22 protein-coding genes, 1 tRNA gene and 3 pseudogenes are annotated in these 23,848 nt (G+C 34.4%); 13 read left to right on the forward strand and 13 right to left on the reverse strand.

Annotated elements, in window-relative coordinates; all coding sequences use genetic code 11:
- Positions 1-3 precede the first annotated feature (3 nt).
- The 7 genes from trmB (at position 4) to IPM48_14275 (ending at position 7,346) form a co-directional block, all read left to right on the forward strand.
- A complete protein-coding gene (gene trmB, locus IPM48_14245; protein MBK9272745.1) occupies positions 4-708 on the forward strand; it encodes a tRNA (guanosine(46)-N7)-methyltransferase TrmB in 705 nt (234 codons plus the stop codon).
- 108 nt (positions 709-816) lie between these two features.
- Entirely contained in the window at positions 817-1,296 is a 480-nt protein-coding gene (locus tag IPM48_14250) for a hypothetical protein (GenBank protein MBK9272746.1), read from the forward strand.
- A gap of 312 nt (positions 1,297-1,608) precedes the next feature.
- On the forward strand, positions 1,609-2,790 hold the full coding sequence (locus IPM48_14255; protein MBK9272747.1) for a T9SS type A sorting domain-containing protein: 1,182 nt from the start codon (positions 1,609-1,611) through the stop codon (positions 2,788-2,790).
- A 968-nt stretch (positions 2,791-3,758) separates the two neighbouring features.
- The gene (locus tag IPM48_14260; protein MBK9272748.1) at positions 3,759-4,436 is read left to right on the forward strand and encodes a hypothetical protein; all 678 of its coding nucleotides are present in this window, start codon (positions 3,759-3,761) and stop codon (positions 4,434-4,436) included.
- A gap of 705 nt (positions 4,437-5,141) precedes the next feature.
- Complete coding sequence (locus IPM48_14265) at positions 5,142-5,735, forward strand: hypothetical protein (protein ID MBK9272749.1); 594 nt, start codon at positions 5,142-5,144, stop codon at positions 5,733-5,735.
- Positions 5,736-5,972: 237 nt separating this feature from the next.
- Entirely contained in the window at positions 5,973-6,878 is a 906-nt protein-coding gene (locus tag IPM48_14270; GenBank protein MBK9272750.1) for a hypothetical protein, read from the forward strand.
- A gap of 297 nt (positions 6,879-7,175) precedes the next feature.
- Entirely contained in the window at positions 7,176-7,346 is a 171-nt protein-coding gene (locus IPM48_14275; protein MBK9272751.1) for a hypothetical protein, read from the forward strand.
- On the opposite strand, the gene IPM48_14280 is transcribed toward IPM48_14275, so the two are convergent.
- Positions 7,318-7,602, reverse strand: a complete 285-nt coding sequence (locus tag IPM48_14280; protein ID MBK9272752.1) for a hypothetical protein — start codon at positions 7,600-7,602, stop codon at positions 7,318-7,320. The two genes, IPM48_14275 and IPM48_14280, sit on opposite strands and share 29 nt — an antisense overlap.
- 17 nt (positions 7,603-7,619) lie before the next feature.
- Here IPM48_14280 and IPM48_14285 point away from each other — a divergent pair, with 17 nt between their 5' ends.
- A complete protein-coding gene (locus tag IPM48_14285) occupies positions 7,620-8,117 on the forward strand; it encodes a hypothetical protein (protein ID MBK9272753.1) in 498 nt (165 codons plus the stop codon).
- A 342-nt stretch (positions 8,118-8,459) separates the two neighbouring features.
- Here IPM48_14285 and IPM48_14290 read toward each other — a convergent pair whose 3' ends face one another.
- Positions 8,460-8,840, reverse strand: a complete 381-nt coding sequence (locus IPM48_14290; GenBank protein ID MBK9272754.1) for a hypothetical protein — start codon at positions 8,838-8,840, stop codon at positions 8,460-8,462.
- Between the two features lie 29 nt (positions 8,841-8,869).
- On the opposite strand from IPM48_14290, the gene IPM48_14295 reads away from it, so the two are divergent.
- Positions 8,870-9,319, forward strand: a complete 450-nt coding sequence (locus tag IPM48_14295; protein ID MBK9272755.1) for a hypothetical protein — start codon at positions 8,870-8,872, stop codon at positions 9,317-9,319.
- A 248-nt stretch (positions 9,320-9,567) separates the two neighbouring features.
- Here the strand turns inward: IPM48_14295 and IPM48_14300 are convergent, their stop codons facing one another.
- The 5 genes from IPM48_14300 to IPM48_14320 all read right to left on the reverse strand — a co-directional run bounded on the left by IPM48_14300 (position 9,568) and on the right by IPM48_14320 (position 14,727).
- Positions 9,568-11,016 carry a hypothetical protein gene (locus IPM48_14300; protein MBK9272756.1) on the reverse strand — a complete coding sequence of 483 codons (1,449 nt, stop codon included), beginning with the start codon at positions 11,014-11,016 and terminating at the stop codon, positions 9,568-9,570.
- Between the two features lie 350 nt (positions 11,017-11,366).
- A complete protein-coding gene (locus IPM48_14305; protein ID MBK9272757.1) occupies positions 11,367-11,681 on the reverse strand; it encodes a helix-turn-helix domain-containing protein in 315 nt (104 codons plus the stop codon).
- 207 nt (positions 11,682-11,888) lie between these two features.
- Positions 11,889-13,001, reverse strand: a complete 1,113-nt coding sequence (locus IPM48_14310; GenBank protein MBK9272758.1) for a hypothetical protein — start codon at positions 12,999-13,001, stop codon at positions 11,889-11,891.
- Between the two features lie 120 nt (positions 13,002-13,121).
- Positions 13,122-14,471, reverse strand: coding sequence for a site-specific integrase (locus IPM48_14315; protein ID MBK9272759.1), 1,350 nt, complete (start codon positions 14,469-14,471; stop codon positions 13,122-13,124).
- 185 nt (positions 14,472-14,656) lie between these two features.
- Positions 14,657-14,727 (reverse strand) — tRNA-Cys (locus IPM48_14320).
- A 115-nt stretch (positions 14,728-14,842) separates the two neighbouring features.
- Here IPM48_14320 and IPM48_14325 point away from each other — a divergent pair.
- From IPM48_14325 to IPM48_14340, 4 genes and pseudogenes are all read left to right on the forward strand, one after another.
- Positions 14,843-15,964: a hypothetical protein gene (locus IPM48_14325; protein MBK9272760.1), complete on the forward strand. Its 1,122-nt coding sequence runs from the start codon at positions 14,843-14,845 to the stop codon at positions 15,962-15,964.
- 91 nt (positions 15,965-16,055) lie between these two features.
- The gene (locus IPM48_14330; GenBank protein MBK9272761.1) at positions 16,056-17,381 is read left to right on the forward strand and encodes a hypothetical protein; all 1,326 of its coding nucleotides are present in this window, start codon (positions 16,056-16,058) and stop codon (positions 17,379-17,381) included.
- A gap of 12 nt (positions 17,382-17,393) precedes the next feature.
- Complete coding sequence (lysA, locus tag IPM48_14335) at positions 17,394-18,620, forward strand: diaminopimelate decarboxylase (protein MBK9272762.1); 1,227 nt, start codon at positions 17,394-17,396, stop codon at positions 18,618-18,620.
- Positions 18,621-19,049: 429 nt separating this feature from the next.
- Positions 19,050-20,218 (forward strand): annotated as a pseudogene (locus IPM48_14340) (DUF3179 domain-containing protein).
- Between the two features lie 75 nt (positions 20,219-20,293).
- On the opposite strand, the gene IPM48_14345 reads toward IPM48_14340, so the two are convergent.
- From IPM48_14345 to IPM48_14370, 6 genes and pseudogenes are all read right to left on the reverse strand, one after another.
- The gene (locus tag IPM48_14345) at positions 20,294-20,542 is read right to left on the reverse strand and encodes a hypothetical protein (protein ID MBK9272763.1); all 249 of its coding nucleotides are present in this window, start codon (positions 20,540-20,542) and stop codon (positions 20,294-20,296) included.
- A gap of 109 nt (positions 20,543-20,651) precedes the next feature.
- Complete coding sequence (locus tag IPM48_14350; protein ID MBK9272764.1) at positions 20,652-20,993, reverse strand: hypothetical protein; 342 nt, start codon at positions 20,991-20,993, stop codon at positions 20,652-20,654.
- Between the two features lie 92 nt (positions 20,994-21,085).
- Positions 21,086-22,480, reverse strand: coding sequence for an ABC-F family ATP-binding cassette domain-containing protein (locus IPM48_14355; protein ID MBK9272765.1), 1,395 nt, complete (start codon positions 22,478-22,480; stop codon positions 21,086-21,088).
- Positions 22,481-22,545: 65 nt separating this feature from the next.
- A complete protein-coding gene (locus IPM48_14360) occupies positions 22,546-22,890 on the reverse strand; it encodes an ATP-binding cassette domain-containing protein (GenBank protein ID MBK9272766.1) in 345 nt (114 codons plus the stop codon).
- Between the two features lie 129 nt (positions 22,891-23,019).
- Positions 23,020-23,582: pseudogene (locus IPM48_14365) on the reverse strand (YqgE/AlgH family protein).
- A 7-nt stretch (positions 23,583-23,589) separates the two neighbouring features.
- Positions 23,590-23,848, reverse strand: a pseudogene (locus tag IPM48_14370) ([acyl-carrier-protein] S-malonyltransferase).

Raw genomic sequence — 23,848 nt, forward strand, 5'->3', positions numbered from 1 at the left:
AACATGGTGAAACGCTCAAAACTTGAAAAATTTGCAGCCAATCTAGGCTTTACAAATGTATTTGAAAATTTCAATTTTCAAAACCCAAGTTTACATCAATCCCTTCATGAGGAAGTAGAACTGAAAGGAAAATGGCGCGCCAATCATTTTATGAACAATGATCCATTGATTTTAGAATTGGCCTGCGGAAGGGGAGAATATTGTCTTGGACTCGCAGCCATGTATCCAAACAAAAACTATATTGGGGTTGACATAAAAGGAGCCAGAATTTGGAAAGGGGCCTCTACCGCATTGGCGAAACGATTGGATAATATTGCATTTTTAAGAACTAAAATTGAATTAATTGGGCATTTTTTTGAAGAAGAGGAAATTTCAGAAATATGGATTACATTTCCTGATCCTTTTCCAAGGCCCAGCAAATCAAACAGGCGGCTCACTTCTCCAATATTTCTAGACCACTATTCCAAAGTCCTGGAAGATGGAGCCTATTTACATTTGAAAACAGATGATCCGGGATTGTATGTATTTAGTTTGCAAACCATTCAGTCCCATCCAAACTATACCGTATTGTATCATGATGATGACATCTATGGCAAAACACTCCCCTACCCTGAATTAGAAATTAAAACCTACTATGAGAATATCCATTTGGATCTCGGCAAAAAGATTAAGTACATCAGAGCGAGGCACCATAAACAATACAGATAGAAGAATTAAAATCTTAAATTTCAAGTGAATATAAGATTGTTTCCAAATTAAGAATTTGAACAGGAAGTCGTAAATAAATAATAAATTTGTTTCCAAATCAATTGGAAATTGAAATCGAATGATAGTTTGGAGGGTGATTTATTTTGGTTACGACTGATCATTCCATCCATGGTACAATTATCAAGATGTTTCTTTTTTGTCGCTATTTTTTCTCTCAGTTTAACCCATCCAATATATAGCCAACAAAACTACACTCTATTGGATTCTGCTCTTATCTATGAGAAGCTAGATCAAGCCGATGATTTGGATTTTAATGGTGAATTGGACAGCGCCCTGGCAATCGTTGAGTGGGTCGATAAGTTCTCAAGAAGCAAAAATATGAGCAGAGGGCTTGGCTATGCTCAATTAAAAAAAGCAGATCTGCTTCTCAAAAAATCCATGTACCCTCAAATTAGCGGGCTGTTGGATGAGGGTTACCATATTGGAAGTATCTTAAAGGACAGCCTTATGATGGGACTATCCCTCACCCAGAGGGCCCAATTCTACAAAGCAAAAGGTGATATGGAAAATTCCATCTCTTCAGCATAATCACAATTGCTTCTCCTAAAAATGATTTAAGCGGTTTGTTCTTTATTGACAGAAAGTCGAGATTGGATTTGATCTTGTTCAAGATATTAATTGTATCATTCTACAAATTTATCTTAGATTTGTGTACCATTTTCTTGTACCATCTCGGAGCGATTTATATTAAATTTAAGCTGAATTCATTTGGTTTTGGATAAAATTTGTGAATTTCCAATTCATTCTTTGTAAATTCAACTTACAAACTATTTGAATACATGGGAATAATTCTTCAAATAAAGTGTCTAAATTTTATTGTTAACGAATAAATCAAAAACGATGAAAAATTCATTGATTAAAACAGCCATCTGTTTGAGCCTATTCATTAGTATCGGATTCAACATGAAAGCCCAGGGTAAATACATTCTAGCCCAAAACAATCCATTTGCCTTGGTTAACTTGAGCAATTTTGCATCACCGGCCCTTGGAGACATTGACAATGATGGCGACCTGGACCTTTTTGTTGGCCAATACAACTCCAATACCATGTTGTTTTTCCGAAATATTGGTACTGCCAAGATGCCAATATATGAAATGCAATCAGGCCAATTAAATCCAATGAATATCTACTCAAGTAATTCCGGATGCAATGCACCTGCATTGGTAGATATTGATCACGACGGTGATCTTGATGCATTTGTTGGGATTTATACCTATCTTATCCGACACTTGAAAAATGTTGGGAATGCCAATGAACCAGATTTTATTTGGCCCAGTCCTATGGATCATCCATTGGATAAAGTGATGACGGAAGGGATTTGCAGTTTTCCAGCATTTGTGGATATCGATAATGACATGGATGATGATGTGTTTATCTCCGATGGGAATGGAAGTATTCTATTTTATAGAAACATTGGAAATAAGACATCCCCTAACTTTGATTTGGATACCATGAATAATCCATTCATAAATGTAAATCTTACAGCAAGAACGAAAATTGCTTTTCATGATATAAACGGTGATGGATTGATCGATGCTGTAATTAGCCATGATGCCACAATACCTGAATTATTGTATTTCGAAAACACCGGATCAATAACAAATGCTTCTTTTGAGCAAATGACAGGAACGTCTAATCCATTCGACGGAATTACAGGACCAGTGGCCCTTGTACCGGCATTTGCAGATATCGATGGGGATGGTGACAAGGATTTGGTACTTGGCACAAATCAAAGAATCAGGCTTTATGAAGCAGTAAGTTCTTCCGGCACCAACTCTTATGACAAATACGCCAACTGCAAAATTTATCCCAATCCCAGTAACGGACTTTTAACTGTTACCAATTTACCCTTCGGTTCTACTTTAAAAGTGGTGGACATAACCGGAAAGGTGCATTATAATGCAATAACTAAAAGCGAGGATGAAATAATTGACACCTCAACTTTTATGAATGGTGTGTACAGTATCCGGATTGAAAACAACGGAACCTTGTACAACGAAAAACTTTTAGTTAGCAAGTAATTTTATTTAGGCATAAAAGACTTATATCATGTAAATTTTAATGTTTTATAACAAAACAGTTGGTCTCATTTTTGGGGAGTATTACAAATATCTTCATTTTTGTTAAAAGAGCATAGTTCAGGATTGAGTTGCTGCAGTTTTTCAAAATTATATATGAATTTCAAAAAATCAAACCGAAACTTTATTTACAGAAGCAGGAACATATCATAAAAAAAATCCCTTTATCTATTCAGATAAAGGGAAATAAATTGTTGAGGTCGAGAGCGGACTTGCTATATTATCTGTATATCAATGTGTTATATGTTTTATCATATATTTGTGTAGTGTTTTGTGTAGAATAACACTCAAAATGTTTAGAAAACACTCAAATACTATACTTTAAACACGATAAGGTTTCCTGTGGTACTTTACGCAAAATAGATTTTCTAATGGGTATGGCAGGGGGACAGAAAAAATAACCTTCAAACATGGGGGATTGAATTGGTAGTCATTTCGTTTCTACTACATATTAATGAATAATGACCGAAACCCTTTTAGAGGAAAAAATGAATTTAGTCTTATTTCTGTACATAAACCATGAACTAAATACCTGAAGACCAAAGAATATTTTCAACAATAAAATTGAAAACTAATAACACATATATTGTCTTAAGCTTAAAAATTGACAATTTAAAGGTTTACGCTTGATTATCAGTGTCAACAGGTTTAGTAGATGTTGTTCCCCACTTTTGATTTTTTAAAATTATACCATTCAATTTTTGCAGACACTCAATACACCAATTCTTAGTTTTTAGCATCTCATAAAGTGAGTGGGATTTTTATATACTATTTATCAAAACTTTATTAGTTTTGTGTATGATATTATAGAGGTTGGGTAATCTTGATTTGTAATTTATAATTTTCTTGAATTTTACATTTTATAAGTAAGAGTTTATAAGGATCTATTAAAGTTAACTAAATTGACCAAAATGAAATTCTTTCTGATTTATAACGATTTTGTATCTAATTCCTTTTTACGACAAGATGAGAATGACAACGGTGGTGGGATTTGGGTAGCACTTTTAATACTTTGTGCTGTATGGTTAATAACAGAACTTCTACTTAAACATCATAATAAAAGTCATAGGAATTTTAAAACGCTTATTGCGTCTTATGTAGTTTGGGTTACTATTAATTTTATAATTTACGAAAATGGCAATCAAATATATACATTTCTTTCCGCCAAGAAGGAAAATTACAAATATAAAAATATTTATGAAAATTTTATTGCGGAGCAATTGTATTTTTATCCATTTGAGGGAAGTATAAGTTCCTATAATTATGTTGAATTAATTATCTTTTCAATCATGCCTCTGGTTATATTTTTCGTGCTGTATCAATTTGAATACTATACTAAAAAAGGAATCACACGCCAAGACAATTTTCAGGAATGGGTAGAAGAAAAGGTCAATAAGCTATTTGATTTAAGACCTGATATGTACGGAAATAAGGAGTATGTAAATAGCCGTATCGAAGGTATTTATGAATGGTTAAAGGAAAAAGGAAAGGATTTAAGCAAAGCGGATAAGAGTTTGATTGCTGCAAGGATGAAGGAGAAATTCGGAATAGTTGATGATAAAGTAAATGATGCCTTAGACAAGAGCTAAACCGATATGAGCCGATCCACAAAAATATGCTATGTCTTATAGACATTAATCAGGCTACATCGCCAATAATAGCCCTTTTTGATTCCTTGCTTACTTTAAATTCCTTGAATCTTAATGTAAAGAAATATCCCTTTAGTGCACATCTTAGTTATTTCTTATAACAGGTTTCTTTCAAGGATATTCAATTTTGCAGAACATAAAGGGTATTAGTCTTTGTATTTACATCTTCTTTTCATATCCTCCTTCCCTTGGTCCGTTATATTGTGTCGTCCGTCTGTTGTAAGCATTTTTGTTCTTGTGCTTTATTCTCTTTTTTTTTCATTATCTTGTTAGTTTCTCTATGGTTTTTTTGTGGGGTTTTTTTTTTGAGAAAATTGCCTGTTGTTTAAGAGTGTTTTGTGTTTATAGTCCTCATCATCATTACATACTGTTATTTTATTACCTATTGAGCACCTTCCTTTTTAGGCTTTATTGGGCTTTTCATATTTATTCCATAGATGTGATCTACTCTTAAAAATTAGCGTCTTCATATGTCGCCTTTCTTTTTATACCTCAAGTATTATAGCTTTGATGCGTAATATGGAATATATATCATTACTTTCCCGAAAATTCAACATTTTATACCTGTTTATTGGGAAAATCAACAAAGAAATACTTGAAATTCAAATAATTATTTATCTTCGCAATTGAGTATTGATAAATATTATGACTTTATATGAATTTATAATTAAGTATGATCAAGAGAATTCTATTGTACTCCTTGAGGGAAAACGAAATGTTTTAGAAGCTGATCAAGAAAATTTAATTGCATTGGGGAAATTGTTAGCATTAAAGACAGCAAGAATGACTTTTAGAAGTGGCAATGCAGATGGTTCGGACCAATTGTTCTCTAAAGGTGTCGCAAGTGTCAGCCCTGAAAGACTCCAAGTTATTACTCCATATGTAGGTCATAGAGAAAAAACCAATCTAGCAAACGATACCATTAGCTTGGACGATATAAATATTGCAAATGAACCAGAAGTTGTTTATCAATCAAAAAACAATAAAAAAATGATAAATCTAATCAACCAATTTATTTCTGGTGACAAAAATCGGTTTTCTATCAAAGCTGCATATATTATTAGAGATACAATAAAGGCAATTGGTACTAGCAAAATTAGACCTGCTACATTCGGTATTTTTTACGACGATTTAGAAAATCCAAAAACAGGTGGTACTGGACATACGATGAATGTTTGTTTACAAAATAATATTCCCACAATAGATCAAAAGATATGGTTTAAATGGTTACAAGAATAGAAATTCAGGCATCCAACAGCCCCAATTTAGAATGTCATCTTTTTTATACGAAAATTGGCAGTTCCTAAACCAATAATGTAGCTTCCAAATAATTACTATCTGGACATAAAACTACGAAAGGATTACTGGTGCTTAAAATGGGCATCATTCTCCCTTATAATGGTGATTAAATTTTAATTAATCTATAATATAATATTAGCTTAGATTTGTGTGCCATTTTCTTTACTCACCTCATATATGGAAAATAAAAAGAGCTTTATTTATAATTTGCTAATATCAATCGGAGTTATCATTTTTGTACATATTACAGTTGGAAATCCAATTTTGGATTTTCTTTATGAATTTGCTGCTGTAGAAGTTGATGGAAAGGTTCTTGAACCTGGGTACAAATATACTTATACAGTTGATAATATAACATACATTAAGGGAACTCCTGATTATTCCGATGTAGATTTTGAGCAAAAAGAAACAATCGATGTTGTGGTTGAATATATTTATTTTATTCCATCATTGAGCAAACTGAAAGAAATAGAATATTCTAGTAGATCCTCCTATTTTATAAGATCACTTTTTTTAAAAACTTTATTCTACATTTTCCTCATTGTCTATTTTGTTAAAGTGCTAAAAAAAGATTTACTTCTTATAAAAAATGATTCAAAAGTTTTACAACCCACAGAGGAAGATAAATTTAACGATGTATTTAACGACGATGATAATACCATTATTGATTTTTCAAGATTTAACCTGAGGAAACATTTTGTTTCATCAATTTTAGATATAATAATTGGAATTTCAGCATTTTCTTTAACATTGCTTTTATCAAACATTTTTAAAGGTAATTGGGTAGGCATAGTTATCTTACTCTTTCTATCTATTATTATCGGTTTACATTCATTTACTCAGAGAATTGTTGACAATAATATTGCAATAATTATTAATGTAGTTTGTGGTTTGATTACAATAAATGGCGGTATTAATTTTGATGAATTCAATAATTTCCATTGGAATCCCTATATTTTGACAAGTTATGTTGTCATAAAATTTACAGTATTAAGATTTATATTGGAATTTTTATTAATAAAATGGGGGTTTGAGGTTGAATATAAATTGTATTATTTATTTATTGATAAAAACCATAATTAATGAATTATATAGATAGAGGTAAAGTTAGCTCCCTTTGAATAAGTAAATATCTATAGATTTGTTGTTGTCAGAATTGATTTCTAGTATTAATGGTATTATTCTTCGTCAAAATATTTTTTAGAATGCTTGGTTAAAATTAATATTGGATAATTTATAGGCATTCATTTTTAGAATAGAAATGTTGCCTTTAGAGTATAAATCTTAGATTATTAACAATAATTAACAGTTAGGCGAGGTTTGAATATACAGTTCTATCCAAATCTTTTGTATTTTTAAGCCCACTTAAACCTAAATCTTATGAATAATGACCAATACGCCGAATTATTGGCATATTTAATCACAATCCACAACCAACTTTTAGAAGTTGAAGCTAAGGAAAATTCTACTGTAAGCGATTTGCGCCATAATTGGCAGGTAAAACGTGAAGCGATTAGGGATACTATTTTGGATCAGCTTGCAACTCCATAGAATCAGGAAGATTGGACATGAGTTTAGAAAGATCTTCTTTTAGATCTTCTTTTGTGGTAGAAATTTCCATAAACTTTTCAGCATCCTCTTGAAATTCTGCTAAACGTAGTAGGTCTTTTGGTGCAAGTTTGCTAATAGCTATTTGAATACATCTGACTTTATCTTCAAATGTAAATCCACTATTTAGTACTAACAAAATTGCGTCTTTCAAACGTCTTTCGTTTTCAGTAATAGCTAATTGATTTGTTTTTTTCATATTTTAAATTTTTTTAAATGTTACATTTTATAAATAAAATTATCAGTAGAATACTTATTATTCCTACTGCTATACTTACTCCAATTGGAACGCTGCTTTATGCTATACTAACCCTTATTACTTTTGGGATTTACGGCAAAATTATACATTGGATTAAAGATAAGCTAATATTTATAGTAATAGAGTTTTCTAAATTGTACGAAACAAATAATCTTGCATTGCAAATTCTATCAATTTTTGGATTGCCTTTTGCCGCTTTAGGTTCTATCATAGTTTCACTTGTTGGCTATCATGGAGATTTTCCGAGACGAGCGCGCGATATTATTATATTTAAATCCTTTCCTTTTGCAAAGTCTTTTAGTGACTACGCTAAAAATGAAATAGATTTAGAAGACATGGAGTCAAATACAATGAAAGCTATTAGAGATCTTATTAATTCTCCTGAAGCAGTAAGTGAAAACATAGAACTCTATCGAGAAAACCCACTAAATGGAGATAAAATAATTAAGTGGTAACAACTATTTTACGTAGAAGATTTACATATTAGCAATTCAAAAATCACAAAATGAATATTTGTCTTTTCAATATCAATTCAGTTAACAACCTTCCTCTGGGACACACTTTTAATTCTAACGCACCTAACCTTACATATGAGGTAAGTTTCAGGATTTTGGAAGAAGGTTTAATAGTTATTGTTGTTGATTTGTTTTATATAGACAATAATGCAATAGGTTCATTTACAACTTCAACAACTTGCTTTTTTAGTGGGATTCAAGTTTCAATGTTAAATGATAATTTGATACGCCAAATAATTACAAGGTTTGGAAACAATATATTACAAAATATTAGAGATTCTATTAATCTTCCTTTGCGAGTCGATGAAGCAATGGGGGAAGCAATTGATGATCAACAGTTACTCCGTATTGCTTCCAATGCCTTCTTTGAACAACGTGATCCAATCCATGATCTATTGCAGCCCATTTGTCGAGATCTTTAATAATATGATCTTTTAACTCTATTTCTGTGAGGTTATAAAGATATTCTTCACTAATCATGTTCCAAATGGAGTGTCTATACTCTCTGAATTTTTCTGAAGTCCTTCCAACTGGAATGAACGAAAAATGATAGTGTAAAAACGAAGCTATTTTTCCAAATGTGGCTAACCTTTTAAACGCTTCTGACGCTTCACTTGGGTTTTCTATATAGGCCTCAAGTATTTGAATTTTGTAATCGTGCATTTTTTTAATTTTTTAATTTAATAAATAATATGAATGATAAAAATTTAGCTCTAAGGTGGATTGCTGTGTTTCCTCTTACATTTCTTACACATGTAGTCTTTATTGCTGTTTCTAATTTTCTCATTAAATATGTAATTTCTATTAATGAAGATGGTGAAGTTTCTTCTTTCAAATATGGTCTCTGGGGATATATTTTACAACCCCTTTTGTTGGGTTTTGCGACAACTCATGTAGCAACCCTAATTACTCCATTAAGAAACTTTGTTTTTATATGTATATGTAGTCTTGTACCTTTTATTGCTTATTCTTGGTGGTTTTATAAAATTGCTGAAAATGTATATATAGATTGGAATTATATTATCATACTAAAAGCTATATTATATGTTGGGTTATATTTATTGGGAATGTACCAGACTGCTTTAGCATTCTCCAAAAAAGAAAATCCTGTAGTAAATTCAATTGAAAATACACCAACATGATAACTAAAATGATTACCTACCTGAGTGTTATATCTATTATATTTCAAACAGCATGTAAGGATAATAATACTGTTTATATTTGTACTGGCAGTACAGCACACGCCTTTCATGATAAACGTGGATGTAAGGGATTAAGTAATTGCAGAGGAGATATAAAACCTATCTCAGAAGAAGTTGCTGTAAATAAATATCACCGAAGACCTTGCTATTACTGCCATTAGAACCATATCTAAAATTAACATAGAAATTTAATGTATTAATTGTTCCTCCATTTCTACCTTAGTGATCGAACCAAAAGAATCAGTAATTTCATGTATTCTTTTATCCATTATTTCCTTAATTAATTTCTCGTGTTCTGGGAAACTTAGGATTGCATCATGGATAGTAATAATTGGAATATCGCTATTCTTGGCAATGATATCAGGCACGATTTGGTGAATCACTAAATTGGCTTCAAGACTCTGCAATAATATAGCTAATAAACAAGGAGGGTCAAAAGCTGTCCTTTTTTGAAACCCTTTCCCATTACTAGTTTTAGTAAAGCCAATTTTCAAATGATCAAATACATTAATGACATTGGGAAAGTAAAGTCGCAAAAGTTTTACAATCGTTGAATTCCATGCAGATGGACTAAAAAGACATGCTATAACATTCTTCTTTAGTCGTTTCAAATCTAATTTTTTACGTGGAAATTTCCAATTGTATTTGTTAAGTAAAAATTTGTATAATTTTCCTTTTGATACCAGTCTTATAAAAATCCTTACATCATTCTTATTGATAAAGTCATCTATATTAGATGGCAAAAAAGGAAAAGAACTATGTCTATTAATATAGTCATGATCTCCTTTCCTTGTGTTATATAAGTTAATTGCACTAGTTATTGTCCAATCAATTTTGTATTTTATCCTTAATTCTTTGTGAAAGAGAGTAAGACTAACCAAAGGTTGACAATTTGATATATCTGTCTCTTTCAGTCTTTTTCCTCTAATGTTTAAGTACTCTCTTAATTCTTTCTTTAAACTAGTTATGGTAGTGTGAACGCGACCTGCTGATTGGTCAATTATAAAATACCATTGTTTGTGAACTATATTCAGGATTGCCACCCTATTTTGGTAGTAATTCAAAATATTTAAATTCTTTTGTTCATACATATTTTTGAGACATTCAATAGCATTGTGTTCCTCTATTGTTAATTCTTTTAACCAAAATATTAGAGCCTCAATATGCGGTGCTTCATTTGATTTCTCTTTTTCATTCTCGAATTTTTTTTTAATAAATTTTTTCGTTGTAATTATATATTCACTTAATTCTGTCGACAATATTCCTTCACAAAATGCATATCCCTTCGTCGTTTCTTCTTTCAAATAAAAATGATCAATTTCGATGATTTGATTCTTTTCTAATATACTCATTATTGAACTATAATCTCTTGAATATTCTTCTAGCTCCTTACTGTGGAAACCTACAAACTTCCTTTTTTCATATTGTTTCCTTTTATAAGCTATTCTCAATAAAATAATATAAATTATATACGCAAATTCATCCCTCTTCAATTTGGGATTTTCTTTATATTTCCTTGGTTTTTGAGGCAGTTCACTTACTAATAAATCCAAATCAATTGATTCTGGTAATAAGATTCTTTTCGTTTGTTTTACTTTTTTCAATTTTCCTGTTTCTAATTTTTCTAAATTTTTCATGTTTTTCAATTTATAAATTTAATAAATAATTATTTAATAAAGTGTCAAAAGCAATATTCTGCATATTTGATCTATCAGACTTAATCCAAAATTCATGACAGAAGGCACAGAAACCATCATATTCATTTGTCTCGATTAATTCTAGAATTATTTGCTCTGGGATTCTTATAGACCTCTCTAGCGGAAATTGCAATTCGTCCATATCTAAGTCGCTATTCATATTGATGAAATATTTTTAATCATTCGATTTAACATTAAAGAAATTATAAACCACATTTATAGTAATTCTATATTGCGCATATAAAGCAATTAATATTCTAAAGTATTTAGCTAAAATAAGCTTTAAGCTCTTAATTAAAATTATGTGTCTTTTTGTAAACTCTTCTTCTTTTCGTTTCAGACCGCACCATAGCTTCGTTTAGTTCGCTTCTCTTAAAACGCACTGCCCTCCCAATCTTATACTTTACTAATATTCCCATATCACTCCAGTCATGGACTGTTTGGGTACTTATATTAAGTAAATCACAAACATCTTTAATTGTCAGCCATTCCTTACTTGGAATTTCCATTCCTTTCGATTCCCTAATGGCACATAGAAGAGTTTCCTCTAAATCCTTTAAACAGTCCTTTAATTGTGTTTGTGTAAAAATAATTAATTCCTCCATTCAGCTTTTCTTTATCAATTATTATTATTCATTTTCAATAATAACTAGACAACGCGAAACGGATTTATGTTCCCTAAAAGTGGCGATTTCGCACAAGAACGCAGTCGGAGACAATCGGAGTCAATTAAATAAATACCTGTATTTCAGGATAAACTATGGAAGAGTGAATAGGCAGAATTGGATGTCTCTAATAAAATATAATTAAAACTATCTCATGTTTTTTATTATATTAATAATTTCCTTTTCATTTCTTGTGCCATTACCTTTCAAAAAATCACTATTTTTAAAATCAGATCCATATTGGTTCTTAAAGCATTGAATACATTTTTCCCAATGTCCATTATACTTTAATTCAATAATTAATTTCCGTCTTTTTAATTCTGAAATAATAGAATACAAATCACCAATAAAACCATACCAATTTATGGGGATAATTGGTGTAGTATGGTTGAATAATTCTAAAAATAATTGAATTTTATCAATATCTAATTTGGAATAAGGAAATAATTGCCTTAAAAAACCTACATTATTATCAAAATTTTTAATTTTAAATGATCTATTTTCACTAGATATATTTGGTAAATTCAATTCTGGAGGTAAAAAGCTTAGAGTATTCAAATTTTCACTGAATATTTCTATTTCTCGTTTTAATCTATCAAATGGATTAAATAAGTTAAAAAACTCATTTTGACTGAAAGTATTTAATATTTTACGTTTAGCAACAAAAAATTCGCCCTGTGTTTTTGATGCATTCAGAAAATTTATAAATCGGGAATCCAGTATATGCGGAGTCATATCATACATTGGAACCACTTGACGATTGAAATTATAAAATACATCTTCAAAACTATCTATTGTATTCAAAAATTCAATTTCTTGGTAACTGTCCTCTGCTTCATTCAAATCCATTCCATACTCCTTAGCAAAAATCTCACTTTTATGCTTCTTAAAATAGCATAATAATCCTCCCAAGGGAATGACTGGGCAGATTACAGTATCCAATTGAAATGGAACTGAAGTCCCATTTTTTAAAAGAAATCTAGAAAACGTGTCTAGTATAATGAACTTAAAATATGCTGATTCAATAACGAAGTATGAATGGCTTGGCAATGGAGAGGTATGAAAATCTAATAAGTCAATATAAAAATCAGACCAAAATTCGAATCTAAGGATACTCTCTTCTGTAATTTTTAGTTCTAGGTCATCAAGAACATTCTGGTATAGCTTTGGATCAATAAACCAATCAATCTGCCTTCGGAACTCGAAATATTCCTTAAAACAATTTAGGATTACTTCCCTATTTGGAATGCAGTCAGACATACTTTAATTTATTAAATTGAAATAAAAAGTAATATTAAACAGAATTTATTTTCTTAAATAATGAACATTATTTTCATCACAAATATATTCATTAAATAAAAATGTCCACCAATTTTTTGTTTATTTATTGAAATATGGGTGCTTTTCAATTAAAGAAGCATTCTCTTCCTCACTGATTTTGATATATTTCATAAAACTAGATTCAGTCTTATGGCCTGTGAGTTTCATTATTGCTAAAGTTGGAATACCTTCTGTATACATAATTGTAGCAGCGGTCCTGCGCGCGGTATGGCTTGAAATTAACTGATATTTTTGGTACTCTTTAATCCTTGTTATCCCTCCTATAGTCTCTTTAATCTGTATTGTTTCAATAATGTCAGCAGCTTTTGCAATTTCCTTAATTTTACGGTTAAAAGCTTGGTCGCTAATCTTTGGAAACCCATTTGGATATTTATCTAAGATTGTTTTCAGCCTTGGTTTAATGGGGATTATAACCCTTTCTTTGGTTTTCTGCTGAATTAAATTTATCATATTGCCCTGAATATGATTCTGGTTAATTTTACTAAAATCACTCCATCTTTGTGCTGTATAGCAACCTACCAAAAATAAGTCTCGGATTAGATCAGAATTATACTTTTTAGAAAAATCCAAATCATATAGATTATCCAATTCCTTTTCAGTTAAAGCAATATTCATTACGGTTTCAGATAAAGTTTCAAATCTTCTATCTCTAAAAACATTGTTTGTATGGATACCTTCATCCATTGCAGCTTGAGCAATAACCTTTAATTGCTTAATTAATCTACCTGCAAAATTCTTACTTAATTTACTATTATTACAATATATTAAGAATTCCTCATAAAATGGAATTGAAATATCTAACCAAGTGAATTTCTTTTTTTTAACTTTTTCGAACCGTTTCCATTGTTCCAGAAGCCCTAAATAGTTTTTAATTGTTCCATGAGTATATCTATTCCCTTTACTTTTACCTGTAGAGATAGTTCTTGAACCGTTTTGAATACCATAGATGAAATGGCTTAAGTAATCCAAAATAACAAATAGATCTACCTTTTCACCATCAATCCCCTTCTTCTTTATTACAGAACTAACCTTCTTTTTGGTTTTATCAGAAAGCCTAATAGTAGTGTCTAAATGTAATTTTAGATCAGATTCTATAATGGGCAAATTGTTAAACTTACAATTACTTAAATACCCCTCCACTTCATTTTTAATATTGGTTATTCTAATTTCAATGTTAGTTAGAAGCACTTCTATATTTGGAATTTGTTTTTTATACTCCTTAATTAATACTTTATTTTTTACAGGCCTTTGATTTAATGAATCCCATAATTCGAGGTAAATTTTGACACCAGTACCATAGACAAAACGAATCCCATTAAAGTGACACCTGTAGCGTAAAGAGGTCTCTTTACTTGGATCTTTGGACCTCAATTCGAAGTAATGATTCATAGATTAAATTTATAAGCAAATATACTTATAATTTCAATTCAGGTGTAGTTTTGGGTGTACTTTTTTCTTTATCAATTCTTATAAACTGAGAAAAAGCCAACTATATAATATTAGCTAATACCTTATAAATGAGCTTAAAATAAAAAATCCCTTTACCAATTCAGATAAAGGGAAATACATTGTTGAGGTCGAGAGCGGATTCGAACCGCTGTACAAGGTTTTGCAGACCTCTACCTAGCCACTCGGTCACTCGACCATAAGGGACGGCAAATGTAGAGCTTTTATTGGAAATCCTAAGTGTGGAATATGAAAAAAATAAGGATTTTTGTCTAAAATGAGCCCTCACTTCACCATTCCATTAATTTTGACCCATGAAATCCGAACTCGAATATCTTGATCTCTTGAAAGAATTTTGCCTGATTGTCCGGGCTCCGGGAAGGATTAACCTCATCGGCGAACACACCGATTATAATCAGGGGCTTTGTATGCCCGCGACCATCAACCGGTATATTTATCTTGGCATAAACCATTCAAAAAAATGGAGCTTTCAAGCCATCGACACCCTTGAAACTTGGGTTGAAGGTCAAAATTGGACCCCGGATTGGTTGGTGTACTTTAATGGTGTCATCCAACTCGCAACCGAAAAGAACTTACCGACCAGTCCATTAAGCTTGGCATTTGGGGGCAATCTTCCGGTAGGCGCTGGCCTATCTTCCTCTTCTTCAATTTGTTGCGGATTTTGTTACGCCTTGAACACGCAATTCAACTGGCAGATGGATTTGTCTAGTTTGACCCAATTTGCCGTACAAGCTGAAAGACGATCCGGCCTGGAAGGTGGAATGATGGATCAGATCAGTATTCTGAATGGCAAGAAAGCTTGTGCTTTGCTTATCGATTGTAAAGACTGGACATTTACCAACTTTCCCATGACATTGCCAGACCATAGCTGGCTGATTGTCGATACCAAAATCAAGCATAAATTGGTGGATACTGATTACAATACAAGAAGCCAAACTTGTCGGCAAATTTTGATAAAACTGCAAGAAAAAGGAATATCCATTGGAGCCCTGGGTGAAGTAGATGACCGCCAATTGGCTCTGGCAAAAAATTTACTTACGGAAGAACAATTTCTATTGTTGAAATATCAGGTCGAAGAAAATGAAAGGGTCAAAAAATTTGCACACGCACTTATCAACAAGGATGCGATTGAATTAGGCCACATTTTATTGGAAGGCCATAGAGGACTGAGGGATTTGTACAAAGTATCCTGTGATGAATTGGATTTTCTGGTTGATTTTGCAAACAAGGATCCAAGGGCTGAAGGGGCCAGAATGATGGGAGGTGGATTTGGCGGAAGTTCCATTCATTTGGTAAAAAATAATACCTTGGACGCTTATCGATCCGACATCGCAGAAGCTTATCAGCTGAAGTTCGGGATACATGCAGATATCTTTGAAGCGGAAGCATCAGATGGTCTTATACGCTTGAAATAAGAAATTTTTAAAGAATGGCTTTATCTTTGCATTTCCAGCAAATCAAATTTCGTAAAAAAAATCTACAATATATATTCTTATCCTCCATCAAATGCGGTTTCAAAATAAAATTATTCTTGCAGTCTTTGTTTCCCTGGTCCACAGTTGTTCACTCTGGTCAGCAGCCACTGCCGCCCTTCAAGAAGATTGGATGATCACAGAATCAAAACTTAAAAAAATCTGGCCCAATGCTCAAATAAATCATCTGAACAAATTGGATGGCTACCAGACAGCCTGGGAAATTTTAGTGCCACAGAAAGTAAATCACCAAGACGCCAGCAGTCCGATTTTTTATCAACGGATATACATAGACCACAAGAGCCTAAAATCACCAAATGTTTTAGTGACTGAAGGATACCAAATCAATCACCGCATTCATGAGCCCAGTAAAATGTTGGATGCCAATCAAATCACCATAGAATACCGGTATTGCGGACAATCTGTTCCTACCAAATTGGACTGGACTTATTTAAATCATGCCCAAGCCATGCAAGATTTTTATAAAATTCAAAATGAATTAAAAAAAATCTACAAGAAAAAATGGATTGTTACCGGTGTGTCCAAAGGTGGCACTACAGCTGCCATCTATAAATTGCAGTACCCAAAAGCGGTAAAAGCGGCCATGGCTTATGTAGCACCCTTTCCCCTGGCTCAGGAAGACCTTAGGACCATCCGCCATTATCGCCAAAAAGCAGGCACAGAAGCATGCAGAAAAAGAGTTTTCGAATTTCAGAAAATGGTATTTTCAAACCGTGAAAAGCTGGTGCCGCTGATACAAAATCTAGCTAAAAGAGAGGGTGTCACTTTCCCATTGGGTATTGAAAAGACCATAGAATATTGTGCACTGGAATATCCTTTTTCTTTTTGGCAATGGGGAACCGATTGTGAGGAGATTCCGGGAACTGAAGCCAATGCATTGGATATTTTTCATCATCTGGAAGAAATCGTCGATATCAATTTTTATGATTCAAAAACTTACGAACAATTCAAACCAGCCTTCTATCAGTTTATGACTGAATTTGGGTACTATGGTTTTGATACGATCGGTTTAAGTCAATATTTACTTTTTGAAAAGCAACCCAGCAACCTGGTCTTTTGTCCATCAGATGTAGATATCCAATTTAATCCTTCCTTTATGCAAAAAATGGAAGAAAAGGCAAGAACGAATGGCAAGAAAATTATGTACGTGTACGGTGGTCTGGATACATGGACTGCTTGTGGCATCGAACCGGATAAAAGATTGAATGCGCTTCGACTGACACTCGCCGATGGTGGACACCGCACCAAACTCAGAAATTTTTCTGCAGAACAAAAATCAATGGCTGTCCAAAAATTAAAAAAATGGACAGGTATTAAAAATATTTCCACACCTCAATAAATACTGCTTGCAATGATTCTTGAAAATGACCAGTATCAAATTCAGGGTTTAGCCCTTCTGGATCTAGTTGAAAAATACGGAACTCCTCTCTATGTCTATGACAGCTCCATGATCAAACGTCAATTGGATCGACTTCACAAGGCTTTTGACGTGCCGCAATTGGATGTACACTTTGCATGCAAGGCATTGAACAATGTCAATATATTAAAGCTGATAAATGGGTGGGGAGCGGGACTTGACACGGTTTCCATCCAGGAAATATGGACCGGTCTCAAAGCCGGGGTGGATCCTTCAAGGATTATCTATACTCCCAATTGTGTCGGAGTGGATGAAATTGAAATGGCCATCGAGCTGGGTGTTCAGATCAACATTGATCACATCGAAACACTGGAATACATAGGACACCATCACCCCAACACCAAAATGTGCATCCGGATTAACCCACATGTGATGGCCGGTGGCAATGAAAATATCAGTGTGGGTCATATTGATAGCAAATTTGGAATCTCTATTTATCAAATGCCACTTGTGGAGAGATTGGTCAAAACGCTTGGCTTAAAAATAAATGGTCTTCACATGCATACCGGATCGGACATTCTGGATGCGGGTGTGTTTAGTTTTGCCTCCGATATTCTTTTTGATGTGGCCAAAAGATTTCCGGATCTTGAATTCCTTGATTTTGGCAGTGGCTTGAAAGTTCCTTACAAGGAAGATGATGTCTATACCGATATTGAAGAATTGGGAGTCATCCTATCCAAAAAATTTAATCAGTTTTGCAAAGAATATGGACGTCCATTAAGTCTTTTCCTGGAGCCCGGAAAGTTTATTGTATCAGAGTGCGGCTTTTTTTTGGTTAAAACCAATGTCATCAAACAAACACCTTCCACGGTGTTTGCCGGTGTGGACAGCGGAATGAATCATTTGATAAGGCCTATGCTCTATAATTCCTACCATCAGATCGTCAATGTGAGCAATCCTACAGGAAAGCCAAGGGTGTACAATGTCGTCGGCTATATCTGTGAAACGGATACCTTTGCCAGCAACAGAGTGGTACCTGAGATTCATGCAGGAGATATCCTCTGTTTTAAAAATGCAGGTGCATACTGTTTTACCATGAGCTCCAATTACAACTCGAGATTCAGGCCTGCAGAAGTACTCATCCATGACGGAAAAGACCTGCTGATCCGTAAAAGAGAGAGCATGGAAGACTTATTAAGGAACCAAATCGAAGTATTGTAATGGAGTCATTTGGATCAATGTCATCTTGATTGCACTCCTGATTGCATCCTTAACTTCATAATCGTTGGTAGTTTTCAGGCTCCAATGATAAAAATGATTCATTTTTTGATACAGCCAATGACACTTTTGATCCATCGTTTGCATACTTTGATACAATTGTTTTGGAAAGACTTTTGAAGATCATTATCTTGTTGCCCGTAAATTATTTTTCAGGCTTGCATTGGAATGAAGCTTTTTACCATCCGCCATGCATTATATGACCAGATTAAAAAAAATAGTATCTTATTCATTTTAATACCCAAAATCAAATAGCGTTACCCGCATCAGGAATATTCAAAAAAATCTCCAGAATCCCAAAAGCAGTTTTCTTTCCACTAAAACCTCAACCTATTTTTACACGATCACAATAATTTGCTGCATCAGTCTATAATGAGAACTTATTACTTTTATTTCGGAGCATTGGGATTCATTTTATTTGAAATTGCCAGGGTATATTTCATAATGCCTTTACCCGGAAGCCAGGAAATGCAAAGCCTTGATTTGGCCTACTTTTTACATCAGTGGAAATGGGTTTTAGAAGCTTGTTTTTGGCTTTCTTGATGTTAGGATTCTGGCGGACGTTCCAAAAGAAGAAATGGCTGACTGCACTGATTTTGACCATTGCAGTTTTTATTGTCTATCAAAACAATTGGAAAATGTCAGCCGACAAGATGTTTCTGCAGCCGGGCTATCTCAACTTCGCCGATTCCCGAGAAAACATGGTAGATCTTAAAAGAATCGTCATCGGTATCCACCATGAGGGAAAATCAAAAGCTTATCCAATACAATTTCTGGGATATCACCATCAGGTAATCGACCAAATAGCGGATAAAAAAATCATGGTAACTTATTGCACGGTTTGCAGGACCGGTAGAATTTTTAAGCCCATCATCCATGGAAAAGAAGAGGTTTTCAGATTGGTAGGCATGGATCATTTCAACGCCATGTTTGAAGATCGGTCGACCAAATCGTGGTGGCGGCAGGCCACAGGAGAAGCCGTGGCTGGACCTTTAAAAGGGATGAAACTCGCAGAAATGGATTACAGCCAAATGACTTTAGAGCAATGGTTGCAAAAATATCCGGATAGTCAGATTATGCAGCCTGACAGCGATTTTACCATTAAATATGATAGTATGTCTAATTTTGAACGAGGTAAATTTTATGGTAAGTTGACCATAAGAGATACCCATTCATGGCAAGATAAGTCTTGGATTATTGGAATATCATTACAAGGCATTTCAAAAGCCTACGATTGGAATGAGCTCTGCCGCGAAAGAATCATTCATGACAGCATTGAAAACATTCCACTCGTGATCGCATTGTCAGAGGATCAACACAGTTTCGTGGTTTACCAAAGAAAACACAAGCATCAAATTTTAAAAATGAAGGGTGACAGCTTGGTCTCAGAATACGAGCGTTACGATTTTTTCGGAAATTCAGGAGACAGTAATTCGAACAATCTGAGGTCAATTAATGCATCACAGGAATATTGGCACAGCTGGAAGTATTTTCATCCAAATACCCTGCAATTTTATTTTACCGAGATTAGGGAAAGATAAATTTCAATCACCTCCTATTCAAAAGATTTAAATGTTGTATCCTCAAAAAAACACATTGAAACAGATCCAATTTTTCTAAACAAGGGTAAATGGATCTCTGTCTTTTAAAAAGGGATATGCTTTCCTGAAAGCCTTTAATTTTTCTTTTGAAAGTACAGTTGTCCTGATCCCGGTTTCAGATCCCAAATCCAATATTCTGGTGCCTTCGAAATTCCAAACTCCTGAATCTCCTGAATATTCTATTTGATTGCCATCTATACCAAGTCCATTGACCCCAACCGCGTAACACACATTTTCAATACTTCTGGCAGTCAGCAAACTCAACCAGGCTTGTCTTCTTTTGCCGGGAACTGCGCTACTCCGATCAGGAGCTCAATGTCATCTACATTGCGCAACCAAACTGGAAATCTCAAATCATAACAAATAAATGGCATTATTTTCCAATCCCTAAATTCAAAACCAATTTTGAAGCCCCTTTTGAATAATGTAAATGTTCATTGGCCAAAGTGAATAAATGCACCTTGTCGTAATACAAAATGCTTCGATCGGGAAACGCGCAAATACACCTATTATAGTACTTTCCGCCATCTTTGATGATCAAACTTCCCATCACCAGGGCATGATGATGATTGGCCAGGACCTGCATCCAACGGACGGTAGGTCCATCCATTGACTCTGCCAATCTTGCACTGTCCATACTAAAGCCGGTTGAAAACATCTCACAAAAAACGATCACATCCGTTGACAAGTCTGGCGATTGAATCAATTGGTCCATGGACAAAATGGTTCCTGCCGGGTCTTCCCACCGAATTGGATTTTTGAATCAATGTGACTCTAAGGTCATTCATTTTTATACCATTTCATTTTTTAGACCATTTGCTCCATCACCTGCTCCCATTCTTTTGTTAGTGAATTAAGCTTGGTCTTATCAAGTTTATACTGACTCATGGTTTCGTTGTAGGCTTTGGATTGATAAAACTCTGGATCAGCCATTTTGATTTCGCATTCTTTGATTTTAAATTCCAGTTGCTCGATCTGCCTCTCAATTGACTTAATTTTTTTCTGCAAATTTTTTTGCTCATCAGGATTGAGTTGGACAGGTTTGTGAAGCTTTTGGGTCTGGATCTGCGCAGCAGTTTGAAATGACTGGAGGATGTCCTCTGAATCCATTTTCTCCAAAAAATAATCAATGTCACCTTCGAAAACCCTTATTTTTTGATGGGCAAAGTAAATGGTTTTCTCCGCCAATCCGCGCAAGAACTCCCTATCGTGCGAGACGATGATGACGGTCCCATTGTAGTTTTTGATGGCTTCTTTCAGTGCCTCTTTCGATGGGATGTCGAGGTGGTGTGTTGGCTCATCGAGGATCAATAGATTATGCGGTTGGACCAGTAAAGTCGCCAATCGCAATCTCGACTTTTCACCACCGCTCAGCACCTTTACTTTTTTGTCCACATCCTTTCCCTGAAAACCCAGACCACCCAAAATGGTCCTTACCATCGGCCTCGCCTCCGGAATAGAAGCATCTTCCAAGGTTTGCAGGATGGTGAGTCCAGGATCCAATATATCCGTATGTTCTTGTGCATAGTAACCAATCTTGATTTCATGCACCGATTTGATATCACCCTTAGTTGGCAAAAGTTGTCCGGATATCATTTTGACCATGGTACTTTTGCCTTGGCCGTTTTGACCTATAAAGCTGAGCTTCTGGCCCCTTTCAACCAACAGATCAACCTGATCAAGGACCAACAAATCTCCATAGGATTTAGATAGTCCGGTTGCCTCAAAAGCGATTCGTCCACCTGGTTTGTAGGCCTGAAACCGAAGACGCATGGCAGCCAGCTCTTCTTCCGGTGCATCTTTGATTTCCATTCGTGCGAGTTCGGATTGCAGTGATTTTGCAAAAGATGCTTTGCTGGCCTTTGCTCTGAATTTATCGATTAACTGTTCTTTCTGCTGGATCAGTTTTTGTTGGGAATTGTACTCGCTTTGCTCAATATCCTTTCTTATTTTTTTGTATTCAATAAAAGCAGAATACTTTCCTTTGAAATCATAAATTTTTCCGCGGTCAATTTCGATGATACGGTCTGCAACATTGTCAACAAACATCAAATCATGGGAAATCAGAACCACAGCACCTTCGTAATTCCTGAGATAGGATTCCAGCCATCGGATGGAGATAATGTCCAAATGGTTATTCGGTTCGTCCAGAAGCAAGAGATCCGGATTTGCCAAAAGCAATTTGGCGAGTTCGATTCTCATCCTCCAGCCGCCACTGAACTCATGGGTCGATCTTAGAAAATCTGTTGGTGAAAATCCAAGTCCGGTCAGAATTTTTCGATCTCTCCATCAATTTTATCTGCATTCAGGTATTCCAATTGATGTTGGACGGTTGTCATTCGATCAATCAAATCAGACATTAGATCATGATCCAGATGATGATCAGAAAGTTTATGCTCGATCTCTGAAAGCTCAGATTGCAACTGAGTAATCATGACCAAAGAACTTTTTATTTCGTCAATGACCGTATTTCCATAATCTTTGGGCAACTCTTGTTTGAGAAAAGCCAGGGTCATTGTCTTTGGTTTTTCGATCACACCAGTATCTGGTGAAAGTTCTCCGGTGAGCACTTTAAAAAGTGTTGATTTACCAGCTCCGTTGCGGCCTGTCAAAGCAAGTTTTTACCAGCGGTGACCACCATCGATATATCGTCAAAAATGGGTCGTTCTCCGAAACCTAGGTTTAAATTTTGAATTCTTAACAAGGGAATAATTTAGTATTTTTTGCATGATTGAATCTATCTAATTGAATATATGATCGCCATCCATTTGGCTGATCGCTGACCAGTGTTCCCCTTTGTCATTCATCATCATTTTCCAAAGGTCCAGTTTGTATTTTTTAAATAAGTAGTTGGTGTCCATTTGCGAAAGAACCCATGATTTTTCGGCAATTTCTCCTTGCAACTGATCGGCCGACCATCCGCTGTATCCCATAAAGAACCGAATGTTATCAGGAGGATCAATTTTTTGTTCAATTAAAAATTTCAAAGCATCAAAATCACCACCCCAATAAATACCAGGACACACTTTGATGGAGTCCTCTAACAATTCTCCAACGTTGTGCAAATAATGCAAGGTATTGGGAGAAACCGGCCCCCCTTCAAAACTGGTGCGTCGAAATCTCCGATGTCTTCGATAAAATCAGAAAATTTCATTCCTGTACTGCGATTGAGAACAAATCCAACGGTACCATCTTCTATGGTATGATCAACAATCAGGACCACGGTCCTTTTGAAATTGGGATCCAGCATGAATGGATCAGACAGCAATACCGAACCAGTTTTTATTTCGTGAGATGAATTCATAAAGTACTTACCGGGATATTGCGATCAATTTTTTAAAACCTGAAAGAACAGTACCGTTTCCTCCCACCTCAACAAATGAACTTATGCCATCTGAAATCATATTTTGCATAATCTGCGTCCATCTGAGGAGCAGTAAGTTGGCTGATCAGATTGGCTTTATGGTTTCCCGGATCTGAATGTGGTCTGGCGTCAACATTTTGATAAACCGGGCAGGAGGGAGTTTTGAAATTTAACTGGTGGATGGCTGTTTTCAATTGTTTTTGGCC

The sequence above is a fragment of the Saprospiraceae bacterium genome (genome assembly GCA_016715965.1).
Taxonomy (GTDB): Bacteria; Bacteroidota; Bacteroidia; order Chitinophagales; family Saprospiraceae; genus Vicinibacter.